This window comes from Aurantiacibacter sp. MUD11, assembly GCF_026967575.1.
In the GTDB taxonomy this organism is placed as follows: Bacteria; Pseudomonadota; Alphaproteobacteria; order Sphingomonadales; family Sphingomonadaceae; genus Alteraurantiacibacter.
The window spans coordinates 236,364-260,046 of sequence record NZ_CP114054.1; the positions used below are offsets into that span (position 1 = coordinate 236,364).

Genomic DNA, 23,683 nt, shown 5'->3' on the forward strand with positions numbered 1-23,683 from the left:
AAGGCATTGGCTGCAATTTCCGGACTTATCCGCGTGATGGAAAAGGCTGCCCGCAAGGCGGGTGGCCGGTTGCGTCGCGACTTCGGCGAAGTCGAACACCTGCAAGTGAGCCACAAGGGACCGTCCGATTTCGTGTCCAAGGCTGACCGCGCGGCAGAGCGCACCATCTACGACGAGCTCAAGCAGGCGCGTCCCGATTGGGGATTCCTGCTGGAAGAGTCGGGCGAAATCGACATGGATCCCGACCAGCCGCGCTTCATCGTCGACCCGCTCGACGGCACCAGCAATTTCCTCCACGGCATTCCGCATTTCGCGATCTCGATCGCGGTGCAGGAACCCAAGCTCGGCGGTGGTGGCTGGGGCGATGTGATCGCCGGCGTCATCTACCAGCCGATCACGGACGAGACCTTCTGGGCCGAGAAATCCCGCGGCGCGTGGCTGCACGATGCGCGCCTGCGCGTATCGGGGCGCCGCAAACTGGGCGAATCGCTGATCGCCACCGGCATGCCCTACCAGGGGCACGGCAACTTCGCCGAGTGGAGCAAGATCTACGGTCACGTCGGCCCGAATGTCGCCGGCGTCCGTCGCTTCGGTGCGGCTTCGCTCGACATGGCATGGGTTGCCGCCGGGCGTTTCGACGGCTTCTGGGAAAGCGACCTGTCGCCCTGGGATACCGCCGCAGGCTGCCTGCTGGTGCGTGAGGCCGGCGGCTTCGTTTCGGACTATCGCGGCCGTTCGCAGCCGATCTGCGATGCGCAGGTGATCGCGGCGAACGACCAGCTCCACTCGCGCCTGCACAAGCAGATTGCCGAAGCGCTCAAGTAGTGAAGCGATAGCGCGGATAACTTCGCGCTCAAGTAGTGAAGCGATAGCGCGGATAACTTCGCGCTCAAGTGGCGAAGCGGTAGCGCGGATAAAGGTTTGCCGTAGCGCGCGATGGGCGCTAAGCGCGCACCCCTGTCTGGCCTGCCTCTGTGGCGGAATTGGTAGACGCGCTCGACTCAAAATCGAGTTTCTTCGGAAGTGCCGGTTCGAGTCCGGCCAGAGGTACCAGGCAGCATTCGGCACTGCGCATCGACCCTACGCCGGCCACCCGACAACTCATCCATTGGCCGCATTGGCAAGCGAATTGCTTGCGCAGCGTCCCGCGCCATGCTGATACTTGCCTAGATGATCGACGTACCGTCCTTCCATGCCATAGCGGCGATGGTGCTGACCGTGGTGGTCTTCTTCCTGTTCGTTCGCGGGCGGATGTCGGTGGAAATCATTTCGCTGCTGACCATCGCGATCATCGCGGTCGGCCTGTATTTCTATCCCATGCCGCATACCCAGCCGACGGACGGGCTGGCCTTGGCCTTTTCCGGGTTCGGCCACTACGCGCTGATCACCATCTGCGCACTGATGGTGATGGGCAGGGGACTGGTGGTGACCGGCGCGCTGGAGCCCGCCGCCCGCTTCCTGCAGCGGATCTTCAAGATCAACCTCCAGCTTGGCTTGTTGCTGTCGCTGGGACTGGCCTTCGCTCTGTCGATGGGCGTCAACAACACGCCCGTGCTGGTGCTGCTGATCCCGATCTTCGTGACGCTCGCTGCACGCGGAGCCATGCCCGCTTCGAAGACGCTGATGCCGCTCAATGCCAGTTCGCTGCTGGGCGGGCTTGCCACCACCATCGGCACTTCGACCAACATCCTCGTCGTGTCGATCGCCGTAGACCTTGGCATGCGCCCGATGGGGGTGTTCCACTTCACGCCCATCGTGCTGGCCGCTTCGCTGATCGCCTTGCCCTATATCTGGCTGGTGATGCCGCGCATGCTGAAGGACAACAGTCCGGATTCGAGCGTTGCGCAGCGCTGGTTCCACACCCGGCTGCGGGTGCCGCCGACCAGCAACCTGATCGGCAAGCATTTCGACGAGGTGGTCGACATGCTGCCTGCCGACTTCCGCTTTGAAGAGCGTCCCGCTGGTCCGTTCGAAACCGGCCAGCGGCTGCGCGTGTCAGGCACGCACGATGCGCTGGAAGACGCCATCCGTGTGCTGCAGGGCCAGATCGCGCCGGGCTGGGTGGTTGACCAGGTCGATCGTGAGGCAAAGGCGAAGCGCGAGGACATCAAGGTCGTGGAGATGGTGGTCACCGCCGACTCGCGCCTGATCGGTCGCACGCTGCCGACCTCGGGCATTGCCGACCGCTACGGCGTTGCCGTGCTCGGTATCCATCGGCCGCAACGGCTGCTGCATAATGAGCCGGAAGATCCGTACGGCGACATCCGCTTCCGCGAAGGCGATGTGCTGCTGGTGCGCGGACTGAGCAAGCAGATCGACGAGTTCGCCCGCCTGGACAGCCTGTTGCAGCTGGAAGGCGCGCGCGAGATCCCACGCCGGTCCAAGGCCTGGCTCGCCGCCACGATCATGGCGGTTTCGGTCGGCATGGCGTCCGTCGGCCTGCTGCCGATCGCAATTGCCTCGCTTGCCGGGGCGATCGTCATGTTCCTGACCGGCTGCGTGAAGTTCGACCGCGTCGGGCGCGCGCTGTCGGGGCAGGTGATCGTGCTGGTGGCTGCCAGCATCACCATCGGTCGTTTCGTGCTCGACAGCGGCGCGGCTGCCTGGCTGGGCGAGGCGCTGGCGCTGGGCCTGCAATTCCTGCCGCCCGCGGGCGTACTGGCAGCCATCATGCTGTTCGTCACCGTGCTGACGAACTTCGCGTCCAACGCCACGGCGGCGACGGTGGGCACGCCCATTGCCTTTGCCATCGCGACAGAACTGGGCTTGCCGCAGGAACCGCTGATCCTGGCAGTGCTGTTCGGCTGCAACCTCTGCTACGCCACACCGATCGCCTACCAGACCAACATGCTGATCATGGCGGAGGGCGACTATTCCTTCGGCGACTACGTGAAGACCGGCGTGCCGTTGGTAATCATCATGGTCACCACGCTCAGCTTCCTGCTGGCGGTTTCCTACGGGATGTAGCCGGCCTGCCGGCCAATCCGATCAGCTGTCGCTGCCGCGATGACCCATGCGCCGGGCCGAAGCATCCTCTGCCGCGCTGAGGTGCGCGCTCTGGTCGATATCCTCGATTGCCCCCGCGGCAACGTAGAGGGCGCGCAGGCGTTCGTATTCCTCCTGGCTCAGTGCGGCCACTTCCTCGCGCGTCATGTTGGGCAAAAGCTGGCGATCATTGCGCGAAGACTGGCGCGTGAATGTCGTGCCAGCGCTTGCGCCCGTCTCGTCCGTCGGGTTGCCGAAGCCGTCCAGGCCCTCGTCACCGAACGAACCCACCACTTGCTCGCCTCGCCTGGCCAGCGTCGGGGGAGCCGTGACTTGCCGGCTGGCTGCCTGTAGTTCGGCCTGCCGCTGGTGCTCCGCGATAGTTTGCTGCGTCTCGCCGTCGGCGAACAGGGCAATCATGAATGTCAGCATCACCGTCACGACGGCGAAGTGCTTGTACATCTTGGCAGGTACCGGGGGCTTCGAAATACGGGCCATGAAGCGCCCCTTAGGCCGCAGGCGTTAAGGCTCAGGACCTCGACATGGTTAACAGCCGATTATCCCCCTTTTTTCAGGATGTTATGTGGAACTATCGGGGCTTCGTCCAGGTTGAGGGTGCCGAGATTACCAAGGATGATGCCGTTGCCGATGCGGCCGAGAGCATGGGTGTGAGGCGGCCGGACAGGTGGGCGATGCCGCGCAGGACACCGCCGAGAGCATTTCCGAACAATTTTACACTCTGCACCCGCCGAGGTGTAAAGTTTACCGACAGTTCATACCTCGCTGTTAACCGAACCTCATCCGGAAATCCCTCCGGAGTGGTTCGGTTGGAGCGATGGTCCGTCTCTTCAAGCACTATATTCCGCATGCCGTCCTGCTGCTGGGCCTGCTTGACCTCGCCCTGCTGCTGATCGCGGCCGATCTCGCGTGGACCTTGCGCGCGGCACAGATCGGCACCGATCCGGGCACGCTGGGCGAGCGCCTGCTCCCATTGGGCGGCTATGCCGTGACCACGCTGTCGGCGATGATCGCGGTGGGCGTCTACGGTCCCGATGCGCTGCGCTCGATGCGCTTTGCCTGCGCGCGGCTGCTGGTGGCGATCAGCCTGGCGATCCTGGCATTGGCGCTGCTCGACTTCGTGCTGCCGGGGCACACCTACTGGCGCTCCACGCTACTCTACGCGATGGCGCTGGCCATCGTCCTGCTGGTGCTCAACCGCGCCATCGTCGGTGGGCTGCTGGGCACTACGGCCTTCCGCCGCCGCATCCTCGTGCTCGGTGCGGGCCTGCGGGCGCAGCGACTGAAGGAGCTTGCCGCCAAACCCGGCAGCGGTTTCGCGGTGGTCGGCTTCATCGACATGACCGGCAGCAATGCCCTGGTCCCCGAAGCGGTACCGCGCTCTGCCATTGCCGACCTTTCCGGCCATGTCGCCAACCTTGGCGCGAGCGAAGTGGTCCTGGCGCTGGAGGAGCGCCGCAACGCCTTGCCGCTGAAGGACTTGCTGCGGGTGAAGACCGCTGGCGTCCACGTGAACGAATTCTCCAGCTTCCTGGAGCGGGAGACCGGACGCGTCGACCTCGACACGCTCAATCCCAGCTGGCTGATCTTTTCCGACGGGTTTTCCTCGGGTCGCGCGATTTCCTCCTTCGCGAAACGGGCGTTCGATATCTGCGCCAGCGGTCTGTTGCTGCTGGTGACCTTCCCGGTGATCGCCGTGTTTGCGCTGCTGGTGAAATTGGACAGCAAGGGACCGGCCTTCTTCCGCCAGAAGCGTGTCGGGCTCTATGGCCAGACCTTCGAGATCATCAAGTTGCGTTCCATGCGCACCGATGCCGAAAAGGACGGGGCCAAGTGGGCGGACAAGGACGATCCGCGTATCACCCGCATTGGCTCGTTCATCCGCAAGGTGCGGATTGATGAGTTGCCGCAAGTGTGGACTGTGCTGACCGGCCGCATGAGCTTTGTCGGCCCCCGTCCCGAAGTGCCGCAGTTCGTCGACGACCTGGAAGACAAGCTGCCCTATTACGCCGAACGGCACATGGTGAAGCCCGGGATCACCGGCTGGGCGCAAATCAACTATCCCTATGGCGCCAGTATCGAGGACGCCCGGCAGAAGCTGGAGTACGACCTCTACTACGCCAAGAATTACACTCCCTTCCTGGACCTGCTGATCATGCTGCAGACGCTGCGCGTCGTGCTGTGGCCCGAGGGGGCGCGCTGATGGCCACGGGTTGGGATATCGTCGGCTTTATTGCCTATCTCGTCATCGCCTCTGGCGCGGTGGCGCTGGGGTTGTGGCTGGTTACCAGCGAGCGGGCGCAGGGACCGGCCATCCGCGCCAGTGCAGCGGCGCTCTTCGGCGCGGCCATGTGGGGCTATGCGGTGATTGGCCTGGGCGAGCGCAATGTCGTGACCGAACTGGTCCTGATCGTCAGCAACCTGGCCTGGCTGTGGATGCTTTACCGCCTGTTCGCGCACGATGGTCGCGACAAGAACCTTGGACCGATCCGGCCGGTGGTATTCGCGCTCGGCTTCGTGGAATTGATGCAGGTCGCGCTGGTGGGCGTGCGGCTGCGGTACGGCGGTCCGGTGGAAATCGATCTCCTGGTCGTGCGCTTCGCGATAACCTTCCGCCTGCTGTTCTGCATCGGCGCGCTGGTGCTGGTGCACAATCTCTATGCCGGCGCGGCGGTGCAGGCGCGGCAGGGGCTGCGCTGGCCGGCTGCGGCACTGGGCGTGGTGTGGCTCTACGATCTCAACTTCTACACCATTGCCTATCTCGACGACGGCTTGCCGACGCTGCTCGACAGCCTGCGCATCGCGGCGCTGGGCGTTGCAGTCATCCTGCTCGTGATCGGGAGCTTTCGCAATGACAGCGAACTGCGGCTCAGCCCTTCGCGCAGCTTTGCTTTCCAGTCCTTCTCGCTGCTGCTGATCGGGGCCTACCTGATGGTGATGGTGGTGATCGCGCAGGGCCTTGCCTATTTCGGCAGCGATTACGGGCGCATGCTACAGACCGGGTTCGTGCTGCTGGCCAGCGTCGTGGCGCTGACCGTGCTGCCATCCGCCAAGCTGCGCGGATGGCTGCGGGTGACACTGTCGAAGAACCTGTTCCAGCATCGCTACGACTATCGGGCAGAGTGGCTGCGCTTCACTGCCACCATCGGCCGTGCAGGCCCGCAGGCCCCGCCATTGCCCGAACGCGCGGTACAGGCCGTGGCCGACATCACCGACAGTCCCGCCGGGCTGCTGCTGACGCCCCGCGAAGAAGGCGGGCTGGCGCTGGCGGCACGCTGGCAGTGGCCGGAGCTGGAGGTTCCGGCAGAGGCGATCGACACGCTGGGCGCCAAATTTCTCGCCGACAGCCAGTTCATCGTCGATCTCGACGAGCTGCGCGCGGGTGAGCAGCGTGACGTGCCGGAAGTTGCCGCGCCGAAGTGGCTGCTTGAGGACGAGCGCAGCTGGGCACTGATCCCGCTGTTGCACTACGAGCGCTTGCTGGGCGTGGTGGTGCTGGCGCGGCCTGCCATCGCGCGCAAGCTCGACTGGGAAGACTTCGACCTGTTGCGAGTCGTCGGGCGTCAGCTGGCCAGCTACATGGCCGAGCGCCAGAGCCAGCTGGCCCTTGGCGAGGCGCAGCAGTTCGACGAATTCAATCGCCGCATCGCCTTCGTCATGCACGATATCAAGAACCTTGCCAGCCAGCTTTCGCTGCTGGCCAAGAATGCCGAAAAGCATGCGGAGAAGCCGGAATTCCGTGCTGACATGATCCTTACGCTGCGCAACTCCACGGACAAGTTGCAGGCCCTGCTGGCACGACTTGGACGCTATGGCAGCCATGGAGGCAAGGAACGCGAATTGATCGACCTCGAAGCGCTGCTGCGGCGAGTGGCCGAGCAGTACAAGGGCAAGCACGAAGTGATCTTCCTGCAAAGCGAGCCCTGCGAGGTGCGGGCCGATGCCGAGGGGCTGGAACAGGCCCTGGTCCACCTGATCCACAACGCGGTGGAGGCCAGCAACGAGACGTCTCCGGTCTTCCTCGACCTGCACCGCGAGGCGGGCACTGCCGTCGTCGAGGTGCAGGATTCGGGCGAGGGCATGTCCCCGGAATTCATCCGGACCCGGCTGTTCAAGCCTTTCCATTCGTCCAAGCCGGGCGGCTTCGGCATCGGCGCTTTCGAGGCCCGCGAACTGGTGCGGTCGATGGGCGGGCGGCTGGACGTGGAATCGCGCGAGGGGCTGGGCACCCGCTTTTCAATACGGCTGCCGCTGGGCGAGCGGGCGAGCCTGATCAATGCCATGAACGAGAACAAGGAACCGAGTGAGGTGCTATGATGGCCGAGAGCAAACCGAAGCTACTCATCGTCGAGGACGACGAGGGTCTGCAGGCCCAGCTCAAATGGGCCTACGAGGATTTCGAGGTGATCATCGCGGGCGACCGCGAGAGCGCCATTGCCGCGCTGCGCTCGGAAGAACCGCCGGTGGTGACGCTGGACCTTGGCCTGCCGCCCGATCCTGACGGCACGACCGAGGGTTTCGCCGTGCTCGATGCCATCATGGCGCTCAAGCCCGATACCAAGGTCGTGGTCGCATCGGGCCATGGCGCGCGCGAAAGCGCGCTCAATGCCATCGAGCGCGGGGCCTACGATTTCTACCAGAAGCCGGTCGATATCGAGCAGCTCGGGCTGATCGTGCGGCGTGCGCTCAACCTGCATCGCATCGAGGCGGAAAATCGTCGCCTCGCCAACAAGGCTGACGAGGGCAATACGGTGCTGGGCGGGCTGATCACCTCGGCGCCGGAGATGGTGAAGGTGGCGCGTACGATCGAGCGCGTGGCGAATACCAATGTCTCCGTCATGCTGCTGGGTGCGAGCGGCACCGGCAAGGAGCTGCTGGCGCGTGGCGTGCACGAGGCAAGCAGTCGCAAGGGCGGCAATTTCGTTGCAATCAACTGCGCGGCGATCCCCGAAAACCTGCTCGAAAGCGAGCTGTTCGGGCACGAGAAGGGCGCCTTTACCGGCGCGGTGAAGACCACTGAGGGCAAGATCGAGCTGGCCGATGGCGGTACGCTGTTTCTCGACGAGGTGGGCGACATTCCGCTGCCCCTGCAGGTGAAGCTGCTGCGCTTCCTGCAGGAACGTACCATCGAACGCATCGGCGGACGCAGCTCCATCCCGGTCGACACGCGCATTGTCTGCGCCACGCACCAGGATCTGGAGGGCATGATCGCCGACGGGCGTTTCCGCGAAGACCTGTTCTATCGCCTGGCCGAAGTGGTGGTGAAGATCCCTTCACTGGCGGAGCGCCCCGGCGATGCCGTGCTGCTCGCCAAGGTGTTCCTGAAGCGCTTTGCGGAGGAGATGAACCCCTCCGTCACCGGCTTCGCGCCGGATGCGCTGGCTGCCATCGATGCCTGGAACTGGCCCGGCAACGTGCGCGAGCTGGAGAACCGCGTGAAGCGGGCGGTGATCATGGCCGACGGCAAGCTGGTGAGCGCGGAGGATCTCGATCTTGGCGACAGCGAGGAGGAAGATCCCGAAGTGCTCAACCTGAAGAGCGCGCGCGAACAGTCCGACCGCAAGGTGATCCGCCATGCGCTGGCCCGGACCGAAGGCAACATTTCCAGCACCGCCAAGATGCTGGGGATCAGCCGCCCGACGCTGTACGACCTGCTCAAGCAGTACGACCTGCAGCAGAGCTGACGCTGGACAGCCGCGCGGTGCGCAGGCACATCGCCGCGCAATGATCGCTCGCCTCGCCATCCTGTTCGATCCGCTGGTTCGCCTGCTGCTGCTGGCGATCCTGCTGGCCAGCGTGCTGCCGGTGACGGGCGAGGGTCGGGCGATTGCACGCATCGTGTCGGATGGAGCGATCTTCCTGCTGTTCCTGCTCAACGGCCTGCGCCTGCCGCGCCGACAGGTGGCAGAAGGCATGCGCAACCTGCGCTTCCTGTTACCGCTGGTCGTCTGGGTCTTCGGCCTGATGGCTTTCGCAGGACTGGCGGCAGCGGGCATGGCCTCGCTGCAACTACCAGCCAGCGTGGCGCTGGGGTTTGTCTTCCTCGGCGTGCTGCCCTCCACGGTGCAGTCGGCGACGGCTTATAGCTCGATCGCCGGCGGCAATGTTGCGGCGTCGGTGGTGGCGGCGGCGGTGCTCAACATCCTCGGCGTATTCATCACCGCGCCGCTGATCGGTATCCTGGCGAGCAGCGGCATGCCGGGCATCGACCTTGGCGGCCTGCAGCGTATCGCCTTGATCCTGCTGTTGCCCTTCGTGATCGGACAAGTCCTGCAGGGCTGGCTGGGCGGCCTGGTGGCAGACAACCGCAAGCTGGTTTCCTGGATGGACCGGATCGCCATTGCGATTGCTGTCTATGTCGCTTTCTCCGGCGCGGTGCAGCAGGGCCTGTGGAGCCTCATCTCGCTGCCGGAGTGGGGTGTGCTGATGAGCCTTGTCGGCTTCATGCTGGCATTCGGCTTCTTCGGAGCATGGTGGCTAGCAGCACTGCTGCGGCTCGACCCCGCAGATCGGGTATCGTTCCTCTTCGCCGGGGCGCAGAAGAGCATCGCCATGGGTGCACCGCTAGCCAGCGTGCTGTTCCCGCCCGCGACGGCCGGTCTCGTGCTGCTGCCCGTGCTGATCTACCACCTGTTGCAGCTGGTCATCTCCGCGCCGGTGGCGGCGCGGCTCAGCCGTGGGGCATCCGGGTAGGTTCCGGGTTCTCCCGGTTGTGGCGGACAGACCACCACAGCGACAGGCCGATCAATGCAGCGCCGATAAGGCCGGTGATCGTCTCGGGAATGTGGAACTTGGCAGAGGCGAGCATGATGCCGCCCAGCACGATGATCGCCCAGAACGCGCCGTTCTCCAGGAACCGGTACTGCGCCAGGGTGCCCTTCTCGACCAGGTGAATGGTCATCGAACGCACGAACATGGCGCCGATCGACAGGCCCAGCGCGATCACGATCATGTTGTTCGAAAGGGCGAAGGCACCGATCACGCCGTCGAAGCTGAAGCTGGCATCGAGCACGTTGAGGTAGAGGAACCCGCCTAGGCCGCTCTTCACGACAGCACCCTGCAGGCGCTTCTTTTCTTCATGCAGTTCGAGGATCGTGTTGATCCCTTCCACCGCGATGAAGGTGATGAGGCCAAGGATGCCCGCGATCAGGAAGGTCAGCGCCTCTTCCGGCGGCAGCAGACCGGAAATGCCCCACAGCACCAGCAGCAGGATAGCGATTTCGGCAGCGGGAAGGGCGGCGAATTTCGACAGCCATTCCTCGATCTTGAAGATCCAGTGCACGTCCTTGTCGAGGTCGAAGAAGAATTTCAGGCCGACCATCGCCAGGAAGGCGCCGCCGAACCCGGCAATGCCGACGTGGGCAGAGCTGACGATGCGTTCGTATTCCTGCGGATCATTGAGCGACAGGTCGATTGTCTCCACCGGGCCAAGACCCGCTGCAATCGCCACGATGGCGAGCGGGAAGACGATGCGCATGCCGAACACGGCAAAGGCGATGCCCCAGGTGAGGAAGCGGCGCTGCCAGATCTTGTCCATGTCCTTCAGCACGGAGGCGTTCACTACCGCGTTGTCGAAGCTGAGCGAGATTTCGAGCACCGACAGCACGATGATGATCCACAGCATCGATGCCGTGCCGGAAACGGTCCCGGTGCTGGACCAGCCATACCAGCCTCCCAGGCCGAGGCAGATAAGCGTGAAGATGAGTGAGAAGCCGTAGAACTGGCGAATGGTCTGCATGTCGGGAATTACTTCGGTTGGTAGAGCTGGTCAGGTCCGGGGAAGCTGCGCTCGCGCACCTCGGCGGCATACTTGGCGGCTGTCTCCGAGATGGTGGTGGCGATGTCCTCGTAACGTTTCACGAAGCGTGGGACGCGTTCGAACATGCCGAGCATGTCTTCGGTCACCAGCACCTGCCCATCGCACTTGGCAGACGCGCCGATACCGATGGTCGGGCAGGCGACGGCCTCGGTGACCGCGATGGCAATCGGCTCGACCACGCCTTCCACCACAATGGCGAAGGCGCCGGCTTGTTCCAGCGCCTTGGCATCGGTGACGATCTTGTCGGCTTCGGCATCGCTGCGGCCGCGCGCGGCATAGCCGCCCAGCACGTTGACCGCCTGCGGGGTGAGGCCGACATGGCCCATCACGGGGATGCCGCGCTTGACGAGGAATTCCACCGTCTCGGCCATGACCTCTCCACCTTCCAGCTTCACCGCGGCGGCGCCGCTGGCCTTCAGCAGCGTGGCGGCCGCTTCGAATGCCGCCTGCGGAGAGGCCTCATACGCACCGAAGGGCATGTCGACGACCACCACCGAATGGTAGCTGCCGCGCACGACGGCGGCGGCATGGCTGGCCATCATGTCCATCGTCACCGGGATGGTGGAGGGCAGGCCGTAGATCACCTGGCCGAGCGAATCCCCGACCAGCAGCAGGTCGCAGTGCGGATCGAGCAATTGCGCCTGCCGTGCCGTGTAGGCGGTCAGCATGACGATGGGTTCGGCGGTTACGCCATCGATCTTGCGATCGCGGATCTTGGGGACCGTCAGCCGCCGCATCGGTTGCGGCGTCGGATTCGCGCGGCTGGTGGAGGTGTCGAGTTGGAAGGTCGTGGACATGGGCCCCCTTTAGCAGACAGACCCCTCGACGCGAGGGCAATTTCATTGCATGACGAGGCCACTTCGGGATCAAGAGGACAGAAATAATGGCTTTAACCCAGTCGGGGTCTGCGCGGGACGGGTGGTCTTCGCGAACTGCATTCATACTCGCAGCGATCGGTTCGGCAGTTGGTCTCGGCAATCTCGTCCGCTTTCCGGCGGAAGCCGGTGCCAACGGCGGCGGCGCTTTCGTGCTGTTCTACATCGGGTGCGTGATCCTGATCGGCTTGCCGGTCCTGCTGTCCGAAACGCTGATCGGTCGGCATGGCCAGGCCGCGGCGCCTGAAAGCTATCGCCGCATGGCGGAACAGTCCGGCGCCTCTACCGCGTGGGAGGGCGTGGCCAGCCTCGGCGTGCTGTCGGCCTTCCTCATTCTCAGCTTCTACTGCGTGCTGGGGGGCTGGGTGCTCTATTACATCGGCACCTTCTTCTTCGACATCTTCAACACCGGCATTTCCGGCGGCGCGTTCGCCGGGGTGAGCGTGGAAGAGGTCGAGGGGATCTTCCCCGCGATGATTTCCAATGGCCTGGTGACCTCGATCCTCACGGCCGTGTTCCTCGGCATTACCATGCTGTTCGTGGCGCGCGGCGTTTCCGGCGGTATCGAAAAGGTCGCCGTCTACCTGATGCCGGCCTTCTTCGCCCTGCTGGTGGGCATCACCATCTATGGCATGTTCGGCGGCGCGATGTCGCAAACCGTGGAATACCTCTTCACTTTCGAGCCGGAGAAGCTGACCGGCCCGGTCATGCTGGCAGCCGTGGGGCAGGCGTTCTTCTCGCTGTCGCTGGGTGTCGCGGGCATGGTGACCTACGGCGCCTATGTCGGTCGCAACGTCAATCTTGGCGTGACTTCGGGCATCATTGCCACGGCGGATACCTCGGTCGCGCTGCTGGCCGGCCTGTGCATCTTCCCCATCGTGTTTGCTGCCGGCCTGGCGCCCAATGGCGGCCTCGGTCTGATGTTCCAGACCCTGCCGCACGCCTTCCAGGAAATTCCCGGCGGCTCGCTGATCGGCTTCGCCTTCTTCATCATGGTGGGCTTTGCCGCGCTGACCAGCTCGGTTGCCCTGCTGGAGGTGCCGACGGCCTGGGTGATCGACCGCTTCCGTTTCACGCGTGTCGTCTCGGTCATCATGGTTGCCTTCGGCGCCACGATCCTCGGCGTGCTCTCGGCGCTCTCGACCGGCGTGATGTCGGGCTTCCACCCGCTGGGCTTCCTGCCGCTGTTCGAAGGCATGGGCGTGCTCGACACGCTCGACACCTTCACCGGCAAGCTGACCATGCCCATCGGTGCGCTGCTGACCTCGATCTTTGTCGGCTGGATCGCCAACAAGCGGCTGATCGACAGCGAGAACGGGCTGGGCGGTGCGCTGCACCTGTTCTGGCGCTTCCTGGTCTGCTGGCTGTGCCCGATCGCGCTGACCGCGATCCTGATCGTGGGCATCTTCCCCAGCCTGACCGAGTAGTTTCTGCAGGATAGCAAGAGGGCCGCCGCTCGGTACGAGCGGCGGCCCTTTTCTGTTGCCGGAATGCCGGTGCTTACAGCGCCATTTCGGCGCGTTCTTCCTTGGCATCTTCGCGCATGTCGAAGCCCATCAGCATCTTCGCGTTGTCGATGAAGCCGAGGTCGCTGTTCCAGATTTCGGCCTGGCCCAGGTCCATGCGCAGCATCAGCAGGTTGGGATCGTCCTTGCCGCCGGGGAACCACGCCTCCACCACCTTGCTCCACTGCTTGTCGAGCCGTTCGCGGCTGGTTTCCTCGCGCAGGGTGCCGGAAAAGCGGGCGAACATCTCGTGCCCCTTGCCGGCGAATGTCGCGGTGGCGGGACCGCCATTGGCCAGGCAGTGATCCTTCGTGGTGAAGAACCAGATCGCGCTGTCGGCGTCCTTGTCCAGCTGTGCGGTCATCGGCACGGCATTTTCGGGTGCGCTGTCGAGTTGCAGGAACAGGAAGGGGCTGTCGTCGAGGGCCTTCCAGAACCCGGTTTTCAGTTCGTCGGGGGTGCTCATGTCACATTCTCCTTTGCCCGTTCAACGGGTTGGGCCCGGGTGAAGTTCCGATATTGCCCTAAGGTCCATACTGGAACATAAGAAGAACATAGGAGTCGATTCGGCGATGGATACCAGTGCCCTGCCAAAGGCGGTGGAGCTGGCCGGACGTGCTGCCCGCGGGCCCCGCTGGCAGCCGGGCCTGCCACTGCCGCTGCACAGCGAAATCTTTGCCCCCGCCGGAGAGGCGAGCGGGGTAGGGGCGGCGCTTGCCCTGGCTTTCGACGACCTGCGCCGGAATTGCGGCGAAACCGCGCTCGACCAGCGCAGCGTGCTGTGGGTGCAGGATGCCCGCGCCATCAAGCTGGCCGGACGCCCCTATCGCGCCGGCTTGCCCGAAGCCTTGCGTCACCGCCTTGTCCACGTTGCCGCCAAGTCGCCGGAGGATGCACTGTTCGCGCTGGAGGAGGGGCTGCGCTGCCGCGACATGGCGGTGGTGGTGGGAGAGCTGGCGGGCAATCCCCGCGCGCTCGATTTCACCGCCTCACGCCGCCTCAGCCTGACGGCCGAGAAGCATGGCGTACCGCTGTTGCTGGTGCGCCTCGATGCGACGGCGGACCTCAGCTCCGCCCGGATGCGCTGGCGGCTGGCGAGCGCGCCGTCCTCCCCGCCGCGCTGGAACACCGCCGCGCCCGGCCGCCCGGCCTGGCGTGCCGAACTGTTCCGCGCCCGTGCCCACCTGCCCGGAGAATGGATCCTGCGCGATGAGCCAGAACGCCTCACCGCCCAGCGTGTCGCCACTCCCGCGCCGGATCATGGCGATCTGGTGCGCGGACCTGGCGCTCGATCGCTGGCGGCACTCTGAAGGCTACCAGCGCGGCAAGGGCGCGGACGCCGCGCCGCTGGCGCTGATTACCGAGACCGCGCACGGCCCCCGCATCGCCGCGCCCAATGCTGCCGCGCAGGCGCAGGGCGTGGCGCGCGGGGTGATGCTGGCCGATGCCCGCACGCTGTGCCCCGCGCTGGAGGTGCGTCCCAGCGATCCGGCGGGCGACCTTGCCTTCCTCGAACGGCTGGCCGTGTGGGCGCAGCGCTGGGGGCCGTGGAGCGCGCTCGACCCGTCTGACGGCCTGCTGGTGGACGTCACCGCCGTCGCTCACCTGTTCGGCGGGGAGGCACGGTTGCTGGCCGATGTCGCGGCGCGCTGCGATGCCCGCGGCCTTGCCACCCGCGCCGCCATCGCGCCCACCGCCGGGGCCGCCTGGGCGCTGGCGCACCATGCCCCCAGTGGCACCATCCTCGCGCCGGACGACGATGTCGCCGCCCGCCTGGCGCAGCTGCCGGTGGCCGCGCTGCGGCTCGACAACGACGTGCTGCTGGTGCTGCGGCGACTGGGGTTGAAACGGCTCGGCGACCTTGTCGGGATCGAGGGCGGCACCGCTGGTCGCGACAAGCTGCAGCGCCGGTTCCGCAACCGCAAGTCGCCGTCGGCCAACCCGCTCGTCCGCATGGACCAGTTGCTGGGCCGCGTGCCCGAGCCGTTGCTGCCGGTCGTCCCCGTCACCGCCCCGCTGGTGCAGCGCCGCCTGCTCGAGCCGATCCGCCACCGCCCGCTGCTGGACAAGGTGGTGGAGGACCTGGCCGAGGACATGGCCCGCGCACTGGAAGCGCGGGGGGAGGGGGCGCGCCGGCTGCAACTGGGCCTGTGGCGGGTCGATGGCGAAGTGCTGCTGCGCGAGCTGGAACTGGCCGCCGCCACCCGCGACCCGGCGCATATCTGCCGCCTGTTCGCGGACCGGCTCGACGATATCGATGCCGGCTTCGGGATCGAGATGCTGCGCCTACGCGCCAGTTGGGCAGAGCCACTGGGGCTGGCACAGGCCGATCTCGACGCGGCGGCGGAGCAGCACGGCACCAGCCTTGCCGCCTGTATCGACCGGCTCACCACACGGTTGGGCCGGGAAGCGGTGCAGCGCCCCGTTCCCCATGCCAGCCACATCCCCGAACGCGCGCAGCGCTGGCAGCCGCCGCTGGAGCCGCAGCCTGCCTCACAGGGAGAACTCGCCTTTCACACCCGACCGTTGAAGCTGCTCGATCGGGCAGAGCGCATAGCGGTGCTCTACGCCGCGCCCGAAGGCTATCCGCGCCGCTTCAGCTGGCGCGGGCAGGTGTGCGAGGTGGCGCGCGTCGAAGGTCCCGAACGCATTGCCCCCGAATGGTGGCGCGAACGCGGCAGCACCCGCCTGCGCGACTATTACCGCATCGAGGACGAGCAGGGGCGGCGTTACTGGATCTACCGCAACGGCCTGCCCGACGATGGCCGCGGCGGCATGCCCGACTGGTACCTGCAGGGACTGTTTGCCTGAGCCTTACCCTTACCCAGCCTTGGTTGCCCGCAGCTTCTCGCGGCGGTTGCGCTGCATCATGTTGAGCAGTTCCACCATCACCGAGAAGCCCATGGCTGCGTAGATGTAACCCTTGGGCACGTGGAATCCGAAACCGTCCGCAATCAGTACCAGCCCGATCATTACCAGGAAGGCGAGCGCGAGCATCACCAGCGTCGGGTTCTTCTCAATAAAGCGTGCCAACGGGTCTGCTGCCACCAGCATGATGCCGACGGTAATGACGACGGCGGTGACCATGATGGGAATGATATCGGTCATGCCCACGGCGGTGAGGATGGAGTCGACGGAGAAGACGAGGTCGACCGCCACAATCTGGGCGATAACCGCACCGAAGCTGGCTTTTGCCACGCTGGCGGCCCCCGGTGTCTTGTCCAGCAGATGGCCGGAATCATCCTCCGGCTCCATCGAGTGGTGGATTTCCTTGGTGGCCTTCCACAACAGGAAAAGCCCACCGGCCAAGAGGATCAGGTCGCGTCCCGAAAAGGCCGTTTCGAAGGTCGGTTCGCCATAGGGTCCCGGCGTGCCCTCGATCCCCAGGTCGAACAGTGGCGTCTGCAAGGTTACCAGCCAGCCAATCAGCAGCAGCATGCCGATCCGCATGACCAGTGCCAGAGCCAGCCCGATGCGCCGCGCGCGCTGCTGTTGGTGTTCCGGCAGCTTGTTCGACAGGATGGCAATGAAGATGAGGTTGTCGACCCCCAGCACCACCTCCAGCGCGATAAGGGTGAGCAGGGCCAGCCAGGTGGCCGGATCCGAAAGCAGGGCAATGATATCCATGCGCGGGTGATGCCGCAGCAAGGAGAATCGCTCAAGAGCGGTCTTTGTGGGACGCTAGCAGACGAAGCGCCGGGGCGGGGCGCTGGGCTGGGGGCCTTCGCCCGCATTGTCGTCGGCCGAGTGCACCAGGCGCGGGCCGGCAGGGGCGGCTTCCACCAGGTCGTCAATCACCTTTTGCGGGATCGGCTTGTCGAACTCCACGCCGCACATGCCCGGTTTGCTCCACACCACCATGCAGTAGGCCTCGTACATGGACCAGTCGAGGATGGCGCTGACACCCTTGGCGGGCGGGCACTCGGTAGTGAAGCGGGCGCCGGTGGTGGAGATATCGAACAGGCGGCCGGGTCGGTCGCCGCTGGGCATCAGCATGGTGGCGAGGCAGTCGACACGCGTTCGCGGACCGGTCCGGCGTTCGGGGAACGGATCCGGCTTGGCGCGTGTGAACAGCTTCATGGTGACTGACCCCTTGTTGTTATCCAGTCCCGCCTGCGCCTCGGTTGGTTAAGCCTGTTCCAAGGAGAATGGTGAACATGGATTTTACCGCCCCTGGTGGATGCCGCTGCAAGGCGCGATTTTCGGATGGATGGTGACGTCGGCCCCGCTTTCGCTTGGCGAATCCGGCATGAGAACATATAAGGAACACATGTCCTCCCTCGATACCATCCAGAAGCTGGAAATCCTTGCCGATGCAGCAAAATACGACGCTTCCTGCGCCTCGTCGGGAACGGCCAAACGCAACTCCAAAGGGGGGAAGGGGGTGGGTTCGACAGAGGGCATGGGCATCTGCCACGCCTATGCCCCGGATGGCCGTTGCATTTCGCTGCTGAAAATCCTGCTGACCAACCATTGCATCTTCGATTGCCACTATTGCGTCAATCGCAAGAGCAGCAACGTCCGCCGCGCCAGGTTCACTCCGCGCGAAGTCGCAGACCTCACGCTTACCTTCTACAAGCGCAATTACATTGAGGGGCTGTTCCTCTCTTCCGGCATCATCAAGAGCTCCAACCACACGATGGAGCAACTGGTGGAAGCCGCGCGGATCCTGCGCGAGGAGCACGACTTTCGCGGCTACATCCACCTGAAGACCATTCCGGAGGCGGATCCGGAGCTGGTGTACCAGGCAGGCCTCTATGCCGACCGTGTGTCCATCAATGTCGAACTGCCTACCGATGCCGGGCTGACGCGCCTCGCGCCGGACAAGGATTCGCGCCAGATCGAAGGGGCGATGGACGGCATGAAGATGGCGATCCGGCAAGCGAAGGACGAGCGCAAGCGCTTCCGCCACGCGCCGCGGTTCGCGCCGGGTGGCCAGTCGACGCAGATGATCGTCGGGGCTGATGCTGCGACCGATGCCGATATCGTGGGCAAGGCCAGTCGCCTCTACGACAGCTTCAAGCTCCGCCGCGTCTATTACAGCGCCTTCTCGCCCATTCCCGATGCCAGCGCCGTGCTGCCGCTGAAGCGTCCGCCGCTGATGCGCGAGCACCGGCTCTACCAGTCGGACTGGCTGATGCGGTTCTATGGTTTCGCGCCGCAAGAGGTGCAGCAGGCGACCGAGGCGGACGGCAACCTGCCGCTCGACATCGATCCCAAGCTGGCCTGGGCGCTGAAGTTCCGCAACAGCTTCCCGGTCGACGTCAACCGCGCCGCGAAAGAGCAATTGCTGCGTGTGCCGGGGCTGGGTACGCGCGCGGTCGGGAAGATCCTGGCGAGCCGCCGCCACCGCAGGCTGCGGCTGGACGACGTGGCCAAGTTGACCGTCTCCATCACCAAGGTGCGCCCCTTCATCGTCACCGCCGACTGGCGGCCCACGCTGCTGACCGACCGGGCGGACCTGCGCACGATGCTCGCCCCCAGGCAGGTGCAGCTGGAGCTGTTCGCGGCATGAGCGCGCTCAGCGAAAAGCGGCTTGGCACCTATTACGTCGTGCAGCTGCCGGAGGCGGACGATTTCGCCTTCTGGCGCGAGCGGGCACGCCTGCTGGTGCAGTGCGACGTGCCGCCAGATTGCGTCGCCTGGGTGGAGCCGGGCGGCAATGGCTCGCTGTTCAGCCATGGCGACCGCCGCCTGCCGGTGCCCGAAGATCCTGCGAGGCCGGTGCGCGCCAGCAAGCGCTTCGTCACGCTGGCGAAGAATGTCGCGCTGCATTCCGATCCGGAACGCTTCGCGCTGCTCTATGACGTGCTGTGGCGGCTGCAATCGAACTCGCGGCTGCTGGAGGACAAGGCCGATCCGCAGGTCCGCCGGCTGGAGGACATGGACAAGGCCGTGCGCCGCGACGCGCACAAGATGCACGCCTTCGTCCGCTTCCGCATGGTGGAGGATGCGGAAGGGCATGAACATTACGTCGCCTGGTTCGAGCCGGAGCATCACATCCTGCGGCGCGAGGCGGGCTTCTTCGTGCGCCGCTTCGCCAACATGCGCTGGTCCATCCTCACGCCGCAGGGCAGCCTGCACTGGGATGGCGAGACGCTGTGCGAAGGTCCGCCTGCGCAGAAGAGCGACGCGCCCGGCGGTGACCCGGCGGAGGACCTGTGGCGCAAGTATTATGCATCCATCTTCAACCCCGCGCGTTTGAAGATCGGCGCGATGTTGAAGGAGATGCCGCGCAAGTACTGGAAGAACATGCCCGAGGCCGCGCTCATCCCGGAGCTGGTGGCGGGCGCGCAGAAGCGGGAGGCGGCGATGGTGGATGCAGGGGCGCTGGAGTTCGAGGAACGGCCCGATACGCTGGCCGCCCTCGACAAGGCCATCCACGCCTGTCGCAAGTGCCCGATCGGCGACCTGGATAACCGGGCGGTGATGGGCGAGGGGCCGGAAGATGCCGCGCTGATGATCGTGGGTGAGCAGCCAGGCGAGCAGGAAGACCTTGTCGGACGTCCCTTCGTTGGCCCTGCCGGACAGGTGCTGGACGAAGGGCTGGCCATGGCGGGGATCGAGCGTTCCTCCGCCTATGTCACCAATGCGGTGAAGCACTTCAAATACGTGACGCGCGGCAAGCGGCGGCTGCACCAGTCGCCCACCGCCAAGGAAATCGACGTATGCCGCTGGTGGCACGAGGCCGAGCGCGCCATCGTCAAACCGAAGGTGGTGCTGGCGCTGGGTGCCTCGGCCGCGCGCGCCTTGCTGGGCAGGACGGTAAGCATATCGAAAGCGCGCAGCGCGCCGATCCCGCTCGACGATGGCAGCGAGCTATGGGTGACGGTGCACCCCTCCTACCTGCTGCGCCTCGACGGCGAAGCGCGCGCAGAACAGCAGCGCCTGTTCACGGCTGACCTGGCGGCGGTGAAGGAGCGGCTGGCCGAGCTGGAGGGGTGACGTGCCCGACGCTCCGCTCACTCCTGACAAGCGCACCATCCAGCTCGACCCTGACGAGATTGCGCCGCCGCAGCGCGCGGCCTTCGTCGAACTGGGCCTGGTCTCCTGCTTCAGTTTCCTGCGCGGCGCGTCCGACGCGGTGGACCTCGTGCTCACCGCCCGCGCGCTGGGCTACGATGCCGTGGGCATTGCCGATGCCAACTCCATGGCGGGCGTGGTGCGCGTGCACACCGAGGCAAAGACGCTCAAGCTGCGGCCCGTCATCGGCTGCCGGATCGAGACGGTCGAGGGGCTGGCCTTCCTCGCCTATCCGAAGGACCGCGCCGCCTATGGCCGTCTGACCGCGCTGATCTCCGCCGGGCGGATGAACACGCTGGATGGCGAGTGGCAGGAGAAGGGCGTGTGCGAAATCTCGCTGCCCATGCTGGCTGGGCACAGCGAGGGCGTGCAGCTGATCCTGCTGCCGCCGCGCGATCTCGGAAAAACCTTCACCGTGCCCGGCTGGGCTAGCAATGTCGTCGCGCTGGATGGCTCGGTGCGCGAGGGCGATGTCACCGGCACGCTCTCCGATATCCTGCCGCATCTTGCCGCCGGCCTGCCTACGCTCCAGCATCTTGCCGCGAGCTACCTCTATGCCGGGGACGATATTGCGCGCATCGACCGTCTCGACGCGCTGGCCCGTGCCAACGGCCTGAAGCTGCTGGCCACCAACGACGTGCACTACCATGCGCCCGACCGGCGCCCCTTGCAGGACGTGATGACGGCGATCCGCCACAAGACCACCGTCGCGCGCGCCGGACACCTGCTGCACGCCAATGCCGAGCGGCACCTGAAAAGCCCCGAAGCGATGCAGCGGCTGTTCGAGCGCTGGCCGCACGCCATCACGGCCGCGCGCGAGGTGGCCGATGCCTGCAAGTTCAGCCTCGATGAATTGCGCTACGAATATCCGGAGGAAATCTACCCCGACGGGATGAGTCCGCAGGCCTATCTCGAAAGCGAGACCTGGAAGGGCGCGGCACGGCGGTATCCATCGGGCGTGCCGGATTCGGTGCGTAGCACCTTGCAGCGCGAACTGGCGCTGATCGGCAAGCTGGAACTGGCGCGCTATTTCCTCACCATCAAGGACATCGTCGATTTCGCCCGTTCGGTGGAGCCGCCGATCCTGTGTCAGGGGCGTGGCAGCGCGGCCAATTCGGCGGTCTGCTATTGCCTGGAGATCACCAGCGTCGACCCGGCCAGGCACCAGCTGCTGTTCGATCGCTTCATCTCCGAGGAACGCAAGGAGCCGCCCGATATCGACGTCGATTTCGAGCACGAACGGCGCGAGGAGGTGATCCAGCACATCTATCGCAAATACGGCCGCCACCGCGCGGGGCTGACCGCCACCGTCATCCACTATCGTCCGCGCATGGCGATCCGCGAAGTGGGCAAGGCGATGGGCCTGTCGGAAGATGTCACCTCTGCGCTGGCGCGCACCGTGTGGGGCGGGTGGGGCAAGGAAATCGGCGAAGACCACGTCGCCGAAACGGGCATGGATATCAACGATCCACACCTCAGGCGGGTTCTCAAGCTGACCGAGCAGATGATTGGAATGCCGCGCCATTTATCGCAGCATGTCGGCGGGTTCATCCTGACGGACGGTCCGCTGACGCAGACCGTGCCGATCGGCAACGGCGCCATGCCCGATCGCAGTTTCATCGAGTGGGACAAGGACGATATCGAGACGCTGGGCATCCTGAAAGTCGACGTGCTGGCGCTGGGCATGCTCACCTGCATCAAGAAGTGCCTGGACCTGCTGGAGGAGCATCACGACCGCCCGCTGACACTGGCCACTGTCCCGCGCGAGGACCCCGAGACTTACGAGATGCTGCGCAAGGGCGATTCGTTGGGCGTGTTCCAGGTGGAAAGCCGCGCGCAGATGAACATGCTGCCGCGCCTGCGCCCGCGAGAGTTCTATGACCTGGTGATCCAGGTCGCCATCGTGCGCCCCGGTCCGATCCAGGGCGACATGGTTCATCCCTACCTGAAACGGCGGCGCGGGGCGGAGCAGGTGGTGCTGCCCGCGCCTGCACCGGAGCACGGTCCGCCGGATGAGCTTTCCAGCATCCTCGAGCGCACGCTGGGTGTGCCGATCTTCCAGGAGCAGGCGATGAAGATCGCGCTCGATGCTGCCAAGTTTACAGGCGCGGAGGCCAATCGCCTGCGCAAGGCCATGGCCACCTTCCGCAGCAAGGGCATGGTGCACGAGCTGGAGGAGCTGATGGTCGGGCGCATGGTGGCGCGCGGCTACGATCCCGATTTCGCGGTGCGCTGCTTCAACCAGATCAAGGGCTTTGGCGAATACGGCTTTCCCGAAAGCCACGCCGCCAGCTTTGCCCACCTCGTCTACGTCAGCAGCTGGCTGAAGTGCCATTTTCCCGCCGCCTTCGCCTGCGCGCTGCTCAACTCGCAACCGATGGGCTTCTACGCCCCGGCGCAGATCGTGCGCGATGCCCGCGAGCACGGGGTGGAGGTGCTGCCGGTGGACGTGAACCATTCCGACTGGGACTGCACGCTGGAGGTAATCGGCAAGGCGGACGGGCGCGGCCGTGGCGGGCGGCAGGATCGGCATGTCGGCCTGCGGCTGGGCCTGCGACAGGTCGATGGCATGCCCGAACATGTCGCCGCTGCACTGGTGACGGCGCGCGCGGAGGACGGTCCCTTCGCCGACGTCGCCGAACTGCGCGAGCGGGCGCGGATACCCGTCGCGCATGTGGAGCGGCTCGCCAGCGCCGATGCCTTCGGCTCGCTGGGTCTCTCGCGGCGGCAGGCCTTGTGGGATGCGCGCAGCTTGGTGGGCGCGGCGGACCTGCCGCTGTTCACCCATGCCGATGAGCGTGACGAGGGCGCCGAGCAGGGCAGGGCCGTGCTGCCGAAAATGCCGCTCTCCGAGGAAGTGGTGGCGGATTACCAGACCACGCGGCTGAGCCTGAAGGCGCATCCGATGGCCTTCCTGCGGGCCAGCCTTGCCGAGCGCGGCTTCGTGCGCGCCTGCGACCTGCGCAACCGCAAGTTCCGCTCCATGGTGCAGGTGGCGGGCGTGGTGCTGATCCGCCAGCGTCCCGGCAGCGCCAAGGGGGTGTGCTTCATCACGCTGGAGGACGAGACCGGGGTCATCAACCTCGTCGTCTGGCCGGACCTGAAGGAGAAGCAGCGCACCGTGGTGATGGGATCGCGGTTAATGGAGGTGCGAGGCAGGGTGGAGTATGACGACGAGGTGATACACGTCATCGCCCACCACATGACCGATGCGACGCTGGAACTGCACCGCCTGTCGGACGATCTGCTCAATGCACCCGTGGCGCGCGCCGATCACGTCAACAGCCCGCTGCCGCCGGGCAAGATCAATCCCCGCGACAACCTGCGGGAGGATGTGGGGCAGGATACCGTCATCCGCCCGCGCGACCTGATCGACCAGTTGCCCAATACGCGCGGACATCCCCGCAACGTGCGCATCATCCCCAAGTCGCGAGACTTCCATTGATGCCCCGGCTGGA

The 23,683-nt window shown here is 65.4% G+C and carries 18 protein-coding genes and 1 tRNA gene; 13 read left to right on the plus strand and 6 right to left on the minus strand.

Features of this window, described 5'->3' with window-relative positions; all coding sequences use genetic code 11:
• Positions 1-6: 6 nt before the first annotated feature.
• From OZN62_RS01190 to OZN62_RS01200, 3 genes are all read left to right on the plus strand, one after another.
• Complete coding sequence (locus OZN62_RS01190; RefSeq protein ID WP_269100830.1) at positions 7-825, plus strand: inositol monophosphatase family protein; 819 nt, start codon at positions 7-9, stop codon at positions 823-825.
• Between the two features lie 143 nt (positions 826-968).
• Positions 969-1,053 (plus strand) — tRNA-Leu (locus OZN62_RS01195).
• 117 nt (positions 1,054-1,170) lie between these two features.
• Positions 1,171-2,967, plus strand: coding sequence for an SLC13 family permease (locus OZN62_RS01200; RefSeq protein WP_269100831.1), 1,797 nt, complete (start codon positions 1,171-1,173; stop codon positions 2,965-2,967).
• 21 nt (positions 2,968-2,988) lie between these two features.
• Here the strand turns inward: OZN62_RS01200 and OZN62_RS01205 are convergent, their stop codons facing one another.
• A complete protein-coding gene (locus OZN62_RS01205) occupies positions 2,989-3,483 on the minus strand; it encodes a hypothetical protein (protein WP_269100832.1) in 495 nt (164 codons plus the stop codon).
• 337 nt (positions 3,484-3,820) lie between these two features.
• On the opposite strand from OZN62_RS01205, the gene OZN62_RS01210 reads away from it, so the two are divergent.
• From OZN62_RS01210 to OZN62_RS01225, 4 genes are read left to right on the plus strand one after another with little or no spacing between them, the layout of a single operon-like run.
• A complete protein-coding gene (locus OZN62_RS01210) occupies positions 3,821-5,206 on the plus strand; it encodes a TIGR03013 family XrtA/PEP-CTERM system glycosyltransferase (RefSeq protein ID WP_269100833.1) in 1,386 nt (461 codons plus the stop codon).
• Positions 5,206-7,320: an XrtA/PEP-CTERM system histidine kinase PrsK gene (gene prsK / locus OZN62_RS01215; protein WP_269100834.1), complete on the plus strand. Its 2,115-nt coding sequence runs from the start codon at positions 5,206-5,208 to the stop codon at positions 7,318-7,320. Before OZN62_RS01210 ends, prsK begins: the two co-directional genes overlap by 1 nt.
• Positions 7,320-8,687 carry a PEP-CTERM-box response regulator transcription factor gene (gene prsR, locus OZN62_RS01220; RefSeq protein WP_269100835.1) on the plus strand — a complete coding sequence of 456 codons (1,368 nt, stop codon included), beginning with the start codon at positions 7,320-7,322 and terminating at the stop codon, positions 8,685-8,687. The genes prsK and prsR overlap by 1 nt, the downstream gene beginning before the upstream one ends.
• A gap of 40 nt (positions 8,688-8,727) precedes the next feature.
• Positions 8,728-9,696, plus strand: a complete 969-nt coding sequence (locus OZN62_RS01225; RefSeq protein WP_269100836.1) for a bile acid:sodium symporter — start codon at positions 8,728-8,730, stop codon at positions 9,694-9,696.
• Here the strand turns inward: OZN62_RS01225 and OZN62_RS01230 are convergent.
• Positions 9,674-10,741, minus strand: coding sequence for a DUF475 domain-containing protein (locus OZN62_RS01230; protein ID WP_269100837.1), 1,068 nt, complete (start codon positions 10,739-10,741; stop codon positions 9,674-9,676). The two genes, OZN62_RS01225 and OZN62_RS01230, sit on opposite strands and share 23 nt — an antisense overlap.
• Before the next feature lie 8 nt (positions 10,742-10,749).
• Entirely contained in the window at positions 10,750-11,619 is an 870-nt protein-coding gene (panB, locus tag OZN62_RS01235) for a 3-methyl-2-oxobutanoate hydroxymethyltransferase (RefSeq protein ID WP_269100838.1), read from the minus strand.
• 86 nt (positions 11,620-11,705) lie between these two features.
• On the opposite strand from panB, the gene OZN62_RS01240 reads away from it, so the two are divergent.
• Positions 11,706-13,124 carry a sodium-dependent transporter gene (locus tag OZN62_RS01240; protein WP_330848752.1) on the plus strand — a complete coding sequence of 473 codons (1,419 nt, stop codon included), beginning with the start codon at positions 11,706-11,708 and terminating at the stop codon, positions 13,122-13,124.
• Between the two features lie 73 nt (positions 13,125-13,197).
• Here OZN62_RS01240 and OZN62_RS01245 read toward each other — a convergent pair whose 3' ends face one another.
• Positions 13,198-13,668 carry a pyridoxamine 5'-phosphate oxidase family protein gene (locus tag OZN62_RS01245; protein WP_269100839.1) on the minus strand — a complete coding sequence of 157 codons (471 nt, stop codon included), beginning with the start codon at positions 13,666-13,668 and terminating at the stop codon, positions 13,198-13,200.
• 106 nt (positions 13,669-13,774) lie between these two features.
• Here OZN62_RS01245 and OZN62_RS01250 point away from each other — a divergent pair, with 106 nt between their 5' ends.
• Both OZN62_RS01250 and OZN62_RS01255 read left to right on the plus strand, forming a co-directional pair.
• Positions 13,775-14,512: a hypothetical protein gene (locus OZN62_RS01250; RefSeq protein WP_269100840.1), complete on the plus strand. Its 738-nt coding sequence runs from the start codon at positions 13,775-13,777 to the stop codon at positions 14,510-14,512.
• Entirely contained in the window at positions 14,412-16,013 is a 1,602-nt protein-coding gene (locus OZN62_RS01255; protein WP_269100841.1) for a DUF6504 family protein, read from the plus strand. Before OZN62_RS01250 ends, OZN62_RS01255 begins: the two co-directional genes overlap by 101 nt.
• A gap of 9 nt (positions 16,014-16,022) precedes the next feature.
• Here the strand turns inward: OZN62_RS01255 and OZN62_RS01260 are convergent, their stop codons facing one another.
• Together OZN62_RS01260 and OZN62_RS01265 are read right to left on the minus strand one after the other, a co-directional pair.
• Entirely contained in the window at positions 16,023-16,829 is an 807-nt protein-coding gene (locus OZN62_RS01260) for a TerC family protein (RefSeq protein WP_269100842.1), read from the minus strand.
• A gap of 54 nt (positions 16,830-16,883) precedes the next feature.
• Positions 16,884-17,282, minus strand: a complete 399-nt coding sequence (locus OZN62_RS01265; RefSeq protein WP_269100843.1) for a PilZ domain-containing protein — start codon at positions 17,280-17,282, stop codon at positions 16,884-16,886.
• A gap of 169 nt (positions 17,283-17,451) precedes the next feature.
• Between OZN62_RS01265 and OZN62_RS01270 the strand changes: the two genes are divergently transcribed.
• The 3 genes from OZN62_RS01270 to OZN62_RS01280 are packed head-to-tail and all read left to right on the plus strand — an operon-like array spanning position 17,452 to position 23,670.
• Positions 17,452-18,717 (plus strand): putative DNA modification/repair radical SAM protein, encoded by a 1,266-nt coding sequence (locus OZN62_RS01270; protein ID WP_442864383.1) that lies wholly within the window; start codon positions 17,452-17,454, stop codon positions 18,715-18,717.
• Positions 18,714-20,147 carry a UdgX family uracil-DNA binding protein gene (locus tag OZN62_RS01275; protein WP_269100845.1) on the plus strand — a complete coding sequence of 478 codons (1,434 nt, stop codon included), beginning with the start codon at positions 18,714-18,716 and terminating at the stop codon, positions 20,145-20,147. Before OZN62_RS01270 ends, OZN62_RS01275 begins: the two co-directional genes overlap by 4 nt.
• Position 20,148: 1 nt before the next feature.
• On the plus strand, positions 20,149-23,670 hold the full coding sequence (locus OZN62_RS01280; protein ID WP_269100846.1) for an error-prone DNA polymerase: 3,522 nt from the start codon (positions 20,149-20,151) through the stop codon (positions 23,668-23,670).
• Positions 23,671-23,683 lie beyond the last annotated feature (13 nt).